The following is a 12,356-nucleotide window of genomic DNA, read 5'->3' on the forward strand; positions in this document are numbered from 1 at the left end:
TACTTCACATTAGATGATTTATCTTAGTCGGAGAAGACTCCCACTTCTATAAGTGGCGAGCAACAAATTTGTCTTAGTGGGAGTGCAATCTCCGACTAAGATAAACGCTCCGCGAGAATGCACAGCGATTCTGTTGGGTAAATGTCAGCAAAGCTGACCAGAATCGCGTGCCAAGTCTCACGTGCGTTCGACTTGAAACGAAAAGTACACCAGGCACAGTCAGGAGGAAAAAGATGAAATGTCCGTTTTGTAATCAGGATAATACCAGGGTAGTAGATTCAAGGCCTGCAGATGATAACTGTTCCATCCGCAGAAGGAGACTTTGCGATGCCTGCGGAAAGCGTTTTACCACTTACGAAAAGGTGGAAACGATCCCGCTCACCGTGATCAAGAAAGATCTGACAAGGGAACAGTATGACAGGTCCAAGATTGAAGCAGGAGTCGTAAGGGCATGTTATAAACGTCCGATCTCTGTACAGAGGATCAACGGGATGATCGATGAGATTGAAACGGAGATTTTCAATCGCGAAGAAAAAGAGATTGACAGCAAGACCATAGGGGAGATCGTTATGGATAAGCTCAAAAGCCTGGATGCGGTGGCGTATGTGAGATTCGCGTCAGTCTATCGCGAATTTAAAGATGTCAATACTTTTATGGATGAATTAAAGAAAATATTAGAGTAAACAGATGTCAGACCTGAAAGTACGGAATGTGAAACGATCTGTATGGCATTTGGCAGAAATAAACGATCATGTGTGAGATTCACACAGAGAAATGGAGAAAGCATGAAGCGAAGAATAGAAGAGCTGATGAATGGAATATATGAATATAAGACTCCAGATCTTCTTTTTTCCTGTGATGAGATTCGTGCGGTGGTGAAACCAGGAGAAAAGTTTTTCGGCAGTTTTACAATAAAAAATAAAGAGCAGAAAAGGATCCGGGGATTTTTGTATTCTTCGGATGCACGCGTGGCATGTGAGCCGAGAGAATTTTCCGGGATTGAACCGAAGCTGTCTTTTGATGTGGATTTTACGGGAATGAAAGCCGGAGATGTGCTGGAAGGAAGTCTTACCGTCTGCACGAACATGGGAGAAAAAGCACTTCCTTTTTCTTTTGCGATCATGCAGAAAAAGGTGCAGCTTCCGGCAGGAGAGGCATTTACGCTGGATTCTTTTGCACAGCTGGCAAAGGAGCATTACGAGAAAGCGTATGCGATGTTCTGCTCCAGGAGTTTTACAAGGACGATCGAAAAGCAGTATCCGCAGTTTGAGGCTCTCAACCGCGGACTGAGGAGCAAGACCATGAGCATGGAACTTATGGAGGAGTTTCTGATCAGCACCGGGAAAAAGAGTGCCATAAAATATGAACTGAAAAAAGAAAGGCAGGAGTTTTCACAGATCGCTTCGGTCATTCAGGAACAGATTGAGATCGTAAAGAACGGATGGGGCTATTCGCAGATCGAAGTCTTTTCGGATGCGGCATTTCTGCAGCCGGAGCAGAGCCTGATCCGCCCGGATGATTTTCTTGGAAGCAGTTTTACTCTGGATTATCTGATCGATCCGGCACGGATGCATGCCGGGCACAATTTTGGCCGGATCATCTTAAAAAGCGGAAACTGGAAGAAAACCTTTGAAGTGACTGCACGCAAATTTACCGCAAAAGAGAACGATCACAGAGCGCATATCCAGAAAAAGGAGATCGAGCGTCTCTACCGGGATTATCTGGATTTTCGCTTAAAGAAGATCAGCTTAAATACCTGGATCGCCAGAGCGGAAGATTCTTTTGCACGCTATGAACAGGCAGGCGGAGAGGATATCATGATGAAGCTGTATCAGGTACAGATCTATTTTGCGGCAGATCAGCCGGAGATCGCCTGTACTTTGCTTGAAAAGCTGGAGCAGAAACGGAGGATCTCAGACCGTCCGGCCGTGCAGGGCTATTATCAGTATCTGACGACTCTTTATGATAAAGATGAGAAATATATTGATTATATCGAAAGCAAGATCCAGGATCTGTACCTGAAAAATCAGGAAGAATGGCTGCTTCAGTGGGTGCTGTTATATCTGAAGGAGAATCTTCTGCAGCATCCGTCACAGAAACTGGAAGCAATCCGAAGACAGTATAAAATGGGCTGCCGCAGCAGACTGATGTATCTGGAGGCGTTCACGCTGTTTCGGAAGTCACCGCTTCTGTTAAAGAAGCTGGATGATTTTGAGATTCAGGTGCTGCGTTTTATCTGCCGCAACGATCTTCTGGATAAAGAACTCGTGATGCAGGTGGCAGATATTGCCGGACGGCAGAGACGTTATGATGTGACCATGTATCAGATCCTGTGCCAGTGCTATACCAAGTATCCGTCAAAGAGTGTGGTCAGTGCGATCTGCAGTCTGCTGATCAAAGGACATAAAGTGGGTGCTGCTTATTTTAACTGGTATGAAAAGGGTGTTGCCGAAGGACTGCGTCTGACCGGATTGTATGAATATTATGTGGAGTCCATGGGAAAAGAACGGACAGGACTCCTGCCGCAGATGGTGCGGATGTATTTTTCCTATGAGAACAGCAGCCTTGATTATGTAAAAAAGGCAGTTTTATATAAAAATATTATAGACAATAAAGGACAGGATCCAAAGACCTACGACAGCTATCGTGCGGCGATCGAGAAATATATGGTGGATCAGCTGATGGCAGGACGCATGAACCGCGAGCTGGCGTGTATTTATCAGGAGTTTCTCACAAAATCCATGTTAAATACAAGGATGACGGAGAATCTTTCCCATGCACTTTTCACCTGTGAGATCTGCTGTAAAGATCCAAATGCATCCGCAGTTGCCGTTGTCCACAGACAGCTCGAAGAGATCCAGACGGTGATCTTCTCCAAACATACGGCAAACGTGCAGATCTATACGGAAGATGCCTGTATTTTTATCATCGACCGCGAAGGAAGATGGCATACAAAAGGATTTGATTATACCATTACCAGACTGCTTAAGGGCAGTGATATGTTTTCTATGTGCCGCAGGATCGCACCGGACAGTCCGGGATTTCTGCTGTATTCCTGTACAGAAGCACAGAGATCAAGGGATATCACACAGGAGAAGATCCGAGACTTTTTCGGCATGCTGGAGTTCGTGGATGTAAAAGAAGACTACAAGCAGCAGCTAAGAAAAGAAATCCTGGAGTATTATTATGATAATCTGCAGGATGATACGCTCTATGAGCACCTGCACGATATGGATCTTGAGGTTTTTGCGGCGGTGGATAAGGCAAAGACGGTGGAACTCCTGGTCAGAGAAGGCATGTGCAAAGAAGCATTCCTTCTGGTATCCAGGTTCGGACCGGAAGAGATCCCGCTTGGCGTTCTGGTGCGTCTGTGCAGCCGCAGGATCTTGGAGCAGGGACCGGAAGAGGACGAAATGCTGCTCTATCTGTGCCATTACTGTTTCTGCCACGGAAAATACGATGAGGCCATTCTTTCTTATCTGCTCTCAGGTTACGACGGACCGATGGAGACGATGAAGACCCTGTGGAAAGCCGGCAAGAATTTTGACCTGGATACCATGGCACTGGAAGAAAAGATCCTGATCATGCTGGCATTTGAGCGGACGGGCATGGAAGAAACGGAACCGATCTTTGAATCCTACCGCCGGAAGTATGGCAAGAAGATGTTGCTTGCGGCTTATCTGAATCTGATGTCTTACCAGTATTTTGTGAAAGAGATGGACGTGCAGAAGCCGGTTTTTGATGAGATTGAGCGAAGGATGAATGCATCCGAATCCGTTGATCCGGCATGCAGACTGGCTTATCTCAGGTACCGTACCGAATGTGGGGAAGCTTCCGAAAAGCAGCTGACCCTGATGTCACAGATTCTTCAGGAGTGCGGCGATAAGCATATGTGCTTTGGATTCTTTGAAAAGCTGCCGATATCTCTGATGCGTACCCTTCAGCTTATGGACCGCAGCATCATCGAGTACCGCACCGATCCAAAGGCGATCGTGATGCTGACGTACACGCTGGAAAATCAGGAAGAAGGCACTTCCGTGGAGCATACGGAAATGCTGCATAATGTATACGAAGGTATTTTTGAGAAAGATTTTACCCTGTTTTACGGTGAAAAAATGGTCTGCATGATTCATGAGGAAAAGGACGGGAAGAAAACGCAGTCCGGTCCGTTTACACTGCTGCCAAGGACAGAAGTGCCGGAAGATAACGACATGCAGAGCCGTTACGGTATGTTAAATGAGATGTGCAGAGCATTTGTACAGAAAAAGGGAACGGAGTTTAAGGCACAGGCAGAAGAATATCTGAAAAAAGAAAGTCTGGCAGAGCATTTTCTGCCGGTCAGATAAAAGCGGACAGAGAAAGGAACGACAAGTATGTTGGCAGAACATGGCAATATTTCAGTGGGAATTGATCTCGGACGGGATTATTCTCAGATTGCATTTTGCAGTAAATCTGACCGTGCACCGCTGATGGTCATGCAGTCAGAGGAGGAAAAAGAAGAAAACGATTACCTGATCAGGACACCGGTCGATCTGTTCTCTTTGGTCGAACGGAAAGATGCCAGAGGCGTGGAAGTACTGTATCAGTTTTTGAAAGAATGTTTTGCATTGTTAAAAGGTGCAGGGTCTGTGGAACATATGACGGTTATGGTGACGATGCACGAGATGAAAGGGATCTGGGCAGATGTGATCCGCACGGCACTTTTAAAGCTTGGCATACCGTCCTCAGCCATTTTTTTGCAGGGACATCTGGAGAGCTTTTATGCCTATTTAATGAACCAGAAAAAAGAGCTTCTGACGTATCATGTCGCATTACTGGAATACGAAAGAGACTGCATCACGGCATGGCATTTCTGGCTGGAACGAAAGACAAAACCGGTGCTTGCAAAGACGGAAAAATGTTTCCGGCTGTATCTGGACAACAAAGCAAGAAAAGGACGCGGGGACGAAGAGTGGGGGATCCTCAGGGATTCGCTTCTGCATAAAAATCTGGAGAAAATGTTTGAAAACACGCCGTTTTCTGCCGTTTATCTGGTCGGCAGAGAGTTCGAAGGGGAATGGATGGACAAGTCTTTTCGTTTCCTGTGCAGAAAACGGAGAAGTTTTCGCGGAGACAATCTCTACACCATGGGAGCCTGCTATGCGGCAATGGAAGAAAACGGGGCGACGGCCTGCAAAGATACGCTCTATCTGAGCGATGACATGATACAGCACAATCTCGGAATATGGATGGAGATCCGCGGTCAGGAAGGCTATTATCCGCTGGTGAATGCCGGGATCAACTGGTATATGGCGAGACATACCTGTGAATTTTTGCTTGGCGATGAAAAGGAAGTCGTGATCTACTCCAGAACGGTCCGGGGAGAAGAAATGGAACACACCCTGGCTCTTAGCCAGCTTCCGGATCGACCGAGACGGGCAACCAGACTGCGGCTCGACATTTCCTTTACCGCACCGGACAGATGCAGGGTGCGGGCGGAGGATCTTGGACTTGGTGAACTGTATCCGTCTTCCGGTAAAATCTGGGAAGCAAATATCAGCCTTTCCTGAAAAGGGGAGGAAAGGGAGGAATGATGGCAATGTATCAGTTGTGTCGTGCGAAAGCGGCGAAACATCCGTTTTATATCGAGAGTATTGATATCAATATTTATACAATAGAAGAATTGTGTTTTTATCTCTGGAAGAATGTAAGTCTTTTGGATGAGAGCATTCTGAATGAAAAACTGTGTGACTGGCTGGAAGGAGAGCTGGGCATGCAAAGGCTGGCGTTCCATCTTCGTGAGAAACTGAAAGACGCAGAGAGTATTGCGGAGCTGGTACTGCCGGTTTTCCGGGAAGTACGTTATCTGAATGCGGCTGAGATGTATGCGGTAAAGGAGCAAATTGGCAAGCTGGAGGTACAGACGGAGGATATCCGCAGGAAGATCCGTGCGGATCTGCTGGTCAATTACGGCATGTATTCCGGGGCGGTCAGCCTTTACCGTCAGATCCTGCAAAACCGCAATCAGGGGAAAACAGGGCTTCAGTTTTATGCAGGCGTACTGAGCAATATGGCGGGGGCGTACGGAAGGATGTTCCTGTTCCGCGAGGCCGCAGACTGTCTGTGGCAGTCTTATGAGATGGTACGCTCCAATGCGGTGTACCGCAGTTATCTGGCAATTTTGCCGCTGTATCTGTCGGAAGAAGACTATAAAAAGCGTCTCGAAGAGCTGAAAGTGCCAAAAGAACAGCTCGACAAGATCGAAGAAGAGAAGCAGGAAGTACTGGCAAAGGCAGAAAAAATGCAGAAGATCGAAAACGCCGGTCAGGAAACACTGGCAAGGTTTTTACAGGAAGAAAAAAGAAAATATCATAAAAGCAGAAGATAAGTTGACATCGCCCTGATAATGTGATAGTATTTGATTACTTTACCACGGTAGAGTGGTCACATACAGCAGTAAAACAGGGGAAGACCCCTTGAAATACAAAAAGAGAGAGGATGGCAATATTATGAAAAAAAGAGCAGTCAGCGTTATGTTAACAGCAGCAATGGTATCGGCAATGTTGGCAGGATGTGGTTCCAAGAATGCAGAGACGCAGTCCGCAGCAGATACAACAGCAGAAAGTGCTGTTTCCGGAGACGAAACATCAGCCGATACACAGGCAGCAGATGCAGAAACTACCGATGCCAGCAAGACAGATGGCACGTTCACCGTTGGATTTGACCAGGATTTCCCACCGATGGGATTTGTCGGAGATGACGGAGAGTTTACCGGGTTTGACTTGGAGATGGCAGCAGAAGTTGCAAAACGTCTGAACCTTACGATTGCATATCAGCCGATTGCCTGGGATGCAAAAGACATGGAGCTGGATGCCGGAACGATTGACTGTATATGGAATGGCTTCACCATGAATGGCCGTGAAGACGACTATGAGTGGAGCAAGCCTTATATGAAAAACAATCAGGTCTTCGTTGTACGTGGAGATTCGGACATCAATTCTGAGGCAGATCTGGCCGGAAAGAACGTAGAAGTCCAGACGGATTCCAGTGCGGAAGCAGCACTGAACGACAACAGTGAGCTGACTTCCACGTTTGGAAGCCTGACACCGGTTGCAGATTACAACACGGCATTTATGGATTTGGAATCCGGGGCAGTGGATGCGATCGCAATGGATGACGTTGTGGCAAGTTATCAGATCACAAGCCGTAAGGCAGATTTCAAAGTCCTGGATGATGTGATCGCAGCAGAAGAATATGGCATTGGCTTCAAAAAAGGTAATACCGGGCTGCGTGATAAAGTTCAGGCAACACTGGAAGAGATGGCGGCAGACGGAACGGCTGCAAAGATTTCCGAGAAGTGGTTCGGAAAAGACATCACAACGATCCAGTAAATCAGACAGAGAACAAAAGGCGGGCTGTTGCATCTGCGGCAGCCCTTTTTATGCGGACAACGAACCAAAGTGTATTTCTCATGGTTTTACGCAAAGAAAGGAGAAGTTATTATGGGTATCAGCCAGATGCTTATGAAGCTGGCAGAGGGTATGGCGACGTCCTGCTGGATTTTCGGGATCACACTGCTTTTTTCCCTGCCACTTGGTATGGTCATAGCGTTTGGACGAATGTCAAAAAAACGTATTGTTCAGGGGATTACAAAAATTTATATTTCAATCATGCGAGGCACACCGCTGATGCTGCAGCTGATGGTTGTCTATTTCGGACCGTATTATCTGTTCGGGATCAAAATTTCACCGTTTTACCGAAACATTGCGGTGGTGATCGGTTTTGTGCTTAATTATGCAGCTTATTTTGCGGAAATCTATCGAAGCGGAATCGAATCCATGCCGGTTGGACAGTATGAGGCGGCAGAGATTTTAGGATACAGCAAAAGTCAGACATTTTTACATATCATTCTTCCGCAGGTGATCAAACGCATCCTTCCGTCGGTGACAAACGAAGTCATCACACTGGTCAAGGATACTTCTCTTGCCTTTGTGATTGCCGTATCGGAGATGTTTACGATCGCAAAGGCACTGGCATCTTCACAGACCAGTATGGTTCCGTATGTGGCAGCCGGTATTTTCTACTATGTATTTAATTTTCTGGTTGCATGGATCATGGAGAAGATCGAGAAGCATCTGAGCTATTATCGTTAGGAGGGAATCTATGAATTATCTGGAAATGAAGCATATAAAAAAGCATTTCGATGAACTGGAAGTGCTCAAAGATATTTCCCTGAATGTCAAAGAGGGACAGGTCGTAGCAATCATCGGTCCGTCCGGATCGGGCAAATCAACGCTGCTTCGCTGTGCGACCATGCTTGAAAAGATCGATGATGGAGAGCTTTCTTATCTTGGGGAGCGTGCCGCTTACAGTCAGAACGGTGAGGCGGTCTATGAAGCACCGGGCAAACTGAAACAGCTGAAAAGTTACTACGGGCTGGTTTTTCAGAACTTTAACCTTTTCCCACATTACAGCGTGATGAAGAATATCTGTGATGCACCGATTCGTGTGCAGAAAAGAGAGAAAAAAGAAGTGCAGGAGCAGGCGAAAGTGCTGCTGAAAAAAATGGGACTGGAAGATAAGGCAGATGCCTATCCGTATCAGTTATCCGGCGGACAGCAGCAGAGAGTTTCGATCGCAAGGGCACTGTGCATGAATCCGAAGATCCTGTTCTTTGATGAGCCGACTTCAGCTCTCGATCCACAGCTGACCGGGGAGATTTTAAAGGTCATCAAAGATCTGGCGGCAGAACATATGACGATGGTCATCGTAACCCACGAGATGAATTTCGCAAGAAATGTGGCAGATCATATCGTATTTATGGAAAATGGCGTGATCGTGAAAGAAGGAGCACCGGAAGAACTGTTTACATCGGACAATCAGCGAATCAAAGAATTTCTTGGAAAGTTCCAGGATTAAAGAGGATATTGACGCAAAAACAGGCAGAGAGAAAAAGAAATTTCTCTGTCTGTTTTTTGCAGTAGATTTTTGTGCGGTTGTCATGTATAATAAAACGAGGCATGGGACAAGTGGACACAAAACGGATGTCTGCATGCGAATTTGTGTCTGCAAGGACCACGTAGGTCTCCGGCCGTACAGCAGTCGGAGACGGAAACAGGATGTACGTAAGAAAACAAAACGACAGGAGAAGCATATGAGTAAAAGAAATGATATTCACAAGGTACTGATTATTGGTTCCGGCCCGATCATCATCGGACAGGCATGCGAATTTGATTACTCCGGTACACAGGCTTGTAAAGCACTGCGTCAGCTTGGATACCAGATCATTCTGGTAAACTCCAATCCGGCAACGATCATGACGGATCCGGAGATTGCGGATGTCACTTACATCGAGCCGCTGAATGTGGAACGACTGGAGCAGATCATTGCAAAAGAGCGTCCGGATGCCCTTTTGCCGAACCTTGGCGGACAGTCCGGACTGAACCTCTGTTCTGAGCTGGCAGCAGCCGGTGTTCTGGACCGTTACAATGTGAAAGTAATCGGTGTACAGGTAGATGCCATTGAACGTGGAGAAGACCGCATTGAGTTTAAAAAGACCATGAACAAGCTCGGTATTGAGATGGCACGCAGTGAAGTTGCCTATAGCGTGGAAGATGCTCTGGCGATCGCAGACAAACTGGGTTATCCGGTGGTACTGCGTCCGGCTTATACCATGGGCGGAGCCGGCGGCGGTCTGGTATACAACGTAGAAGAGTTAAAGACGGTCTGCGAACGCGGTCTGCAGGCGAGCCTTGTGGGACAGGTTCTGGTCGAAGAGTCCATTCTCGGATGGGAAGAGCTGGAGCTGGAAGTCGTCCGTGATGCAAAGAATAACATGATTACCGTATGCTTCATTGAAAATATTGACCCGCTTGGCGTGCATACCGGAGATTCTTTCTGTTCTGCACCGATGCTGACGATCTCAGAAGATGTTCAGAAAGAGCTGCAGAGACAGGCTTATAAAATCGTAGAAGAAGTAGAAGTGATCGGCGGTACGAACGTACAGTTTGCACACGATCCGAAGAGCGGACGTATCATCGTCATCGAGATCAATCCGAGAACTTCCCGTTCTTCCGCACTTGCAAGTAAAGCAACCGGATTCCCGATCGCCTTGGTTTCCGCAATGCTGGCTTCCGGTCTGACACTGGATGAGATCCCGTGCGGCAAATACGGCACACTGGACAAATACGTGCCGGACGGCGACTATGTGGTAATCAAATTTGCAAGATGGGCATTTGAGAAATTCAAAGGCGTTCAGGACAAACTCGGCACACAGATGCGTGCAGTGGGCGAAGTCATGAGTATCGGCAAGACTTACAAAGAAGCATTCCAGAAAGCAATCCGCAGCCTGGAGATCGGACGTTACGGCCTTGGATTTGCCAAAGATTTCCATGAAAAGTCAAAGGAAGAACTGCTGAAAATGCTGTCTGTTCCGACCAGCGAACGTCAGTTCATCATGTATGAGGCACTGCGTAAACATGCAACCGTGGATGAGCTGTTTGAGCTGACCAAGATCAAACATTATTTTATCGAGCAGATGAAAGAGCTGGTGGAGGAAGAAGAAGCTCTGCTTGCAGACAAAGGCAGTGTTCCTTCAGAAGAAGCTCTGCGTCAGGCAAAACTGGATGGATTCTCTGATAAATATTTAAGCCAGATCCTGGAAGTGACCGAAGAAGAAATCCGCAATGCACGTATCGGCTACGGCATCGAAGAGGCATGGGAAGGTGTTCACGTAAGCGGAACCAAAGGCAGTGCTTATTACTATTCTTCTTATCATATCAAGGATGAGAGCAAAGCAAGTGACAATAAGAACAAGATCATGATCCTCGGCGGCGGTCCGAACCGAATCGGACAGGGTATCGAATTTGACTACTGCTGTGTACATGCAGCAATGGCTCTGAAAAAGGCCGGATTTGAGACGATCATCGTAAACTGCAATCCGGAAACGGTATCAACAGACTACGATACATCTGATAAACTGTATTTTGAACCGCTGACATTGGAAGATGTTCTGAGCATTTACAAGAAAGAGAAGCCGCTTGGTGTGATCGCACAGTTTGGCGGACAGACACCGCTGAACCTTTCCGCAGAGCTGGAAAAATACGGCGTGAAGATCCTTGGTACTTCACCGGCTGTCATTGATATGGCAGAAGACCGTGACCTGTTCCGTGCAATGATGGACAAACTTCAGATCCCGATGCCGGAAGCAGGCATGGCAGTAGATGTAGATGAGGCACTGGCGATCGCAGAACGCATCGGCTATCCGGTTATGGTACGTCCTTCCTATGTACTTGGCGGACGCGGCATGGAAGTTGTATATGATCCGGAAAATCTGAAAATTTACATGGAAGCAGCAGAAGGTGTGACACCGGACCGTCCGATCCTGATCGACCGTTTCCTGCGTCATGCAATGGAGTGCGAGGCAGATGCGATCAGTGACGGCGAACATGCTTACGTACCGGCTGTTATGGAGCATATCGAGCTTGCCGGTGTACATTCCGGAGACTCCGCATGCATCATTCCGTCCAGACACATTTCCGAAGAAAACTTAAAGACGATCAAAGAGTACACGAAGAAAATTGCAGAAGAGATGCATGTCAAAGGTCTGATGAATATGCAGTATGCGATCGAGGACGGCGTTGTCTATGTGCTTGAGGCAAATCCGCGTGCATCCAGAACGGTGCCGCTGGTTTCCAAAGTATGTGCAATCTCTATGGTACCGCTGGCAACCGAGATCATCACTTCTGAGTTTACCGGGAAAGAGTCACCGATCAAAGATCAGAAAGACCGCGAGATTCCGTATTACGGTGTCAAAGAAGCAGTCTTTCCATTCAATATGTTCCAGGAAGTAGATCCGCTGTTAGGACCGGAAATGCGTTCGACAGGTGAAGTGCTCGGACTGGCACAGAGCGTCGGCGAAGCTTACTTCAAAGCACAGGAAGCAACCAAGAGTCCGCTTCCGCTCTCAGGAACCGTTCTGATCAGTGTCGGCGACCGTGAGAAAGCAGAAGTTGCAGAAGTGGCAAAACGTTTCCACGAAGCAGGTTTTGCGATCATTGCAACCAGGCATACAAAAGAGATCATTGAAGAAGCAGGCATTCCGGCAGAGTTTGTATACAAGATGTCAGAGGGTCGCCCGAATATCTATGATATCATCACTAACGGCAAAGTCGATCTTGTTGTAAATACACCGAAGGGTGAAGAAGAGGGACCGGATGACAGCTATGTGAGAAGAGCCTGCATCAAGAGCCGTGTTCCGTATATTACGACCATGGCAGCAGCTCTTGCAAGTGCAGAAGGTATCCTGACGGTCCAGAAACAGAGCAGCAGAGAAGTTGTTTCCCTGCAGGATCTGCATGCAAGGATCAAATAAGAGC

At 47.2% G+C, this 12,356-nt stretch carries 8 protein-coding genes; all 8 read left to right on the forward strand.

The features are described from left to right. Positions 1-233 precede the first annotated feature (233 nt). Positions 234-683, forward strand: a complete 450-nt coding sequence (nrdR, locus tag GPK60_RS06180; protein ID WP_022119298.1) for a transcriptional regulator NrdR — start codon at positions 234-236, stop codon at positions 681-683. 102 nt (positions 684-785) lie between these two features. Next, on the forward strand, positions 786-4,346 hold the full coding sequence (locus tag GPK60_RS06185; RefSeq protein ID WP_215659086.1) for a DUF5717 family protein: 3,561 nt from the start codon (positions 786-788) through the stop codon (positions 4,344-4,346). Positions 4,347-4,373: 27 nt separating this feature from the next. After that, positions 4,374-5,549, forward strand: a complete 1,176-nt coding sequence (locus tag GPK60_RS06190) for a DUF5716 family protein (protein WP_173866400.1) — start codon at positions 4,374-4,376, stop codon at positions 5,547-5,549. Positions 5,550-5,569: 20 nt separating this feature from the next. Beyond that, positions 5,570-6,367, forward strand: coding sequence for a hypothetical protein (locus GPK60_RS06195; RefSeq protein WP_022119300.1), 798 nt, complete (start codon positions 5,570-5,572; stop codon positions 6,365-6,367). A gap of 121 nt (positions 6,368-6,488) precedes the next feature. Beyond that, positions 6,489-7,370: an amino acid ABC transporter substrate-binding protein gene (locus GPK60_RS06200; RefSeq protein WP_147631265.1), complete on the forward strand. Its 882-nt coding sequence runs from the start codon at positions 6,489-6,491 to the stop codon at positions 7,368-7,370. 111 nt (positions 7,371-7,481) lie between these two features. Next, entirely contained in the window at positions 7,482-8,132 is a 651-nt protein-coding gene (locus GPK60_RS06205) for an amino acid ABC transporter permease (protein ID WP_022119302.1), read from the forward strand. A 10-nt stretch (positions 8,133-8,142) separates the two neighbouring features. Then, positions 8,143-8,898, forward strand: coding sequence for an amino acid ABC transporter ATP-binding protein (locus GPK60_RS06210; RefSeq protein ID WP_215659087.1), 756 nt, complete (start codon positions 8,143-8,145; stop codon positions 8,896-8,898). Between the two features lie 235 nt (positions 8,899-9,133). Continuing rightward, positions 9,134-12,352, forward strand: a complete 3,219-nt coding sequence (gene carB, locus GPK60_RS06215; protein ID WP_215659088.1) for a carbamoyl-phosphate synthase large subunit — start codon at positions 9,134-9,136, stop codon at positions 12,350-12,352. Positions 12,353-12,356: the final 4 nt, after the last annotated feature.

It is taken from the genome of Ruminococcus sp. MCC718 (genome assembly GCF_018783905.1).
GTDB classification, from domain to species: Bacteria; Bacillota; Clostridia; order Lachnospirales; family Lachnospiraceae; genus Hominisplanchenecus; species Hominisplanchenecus faecis.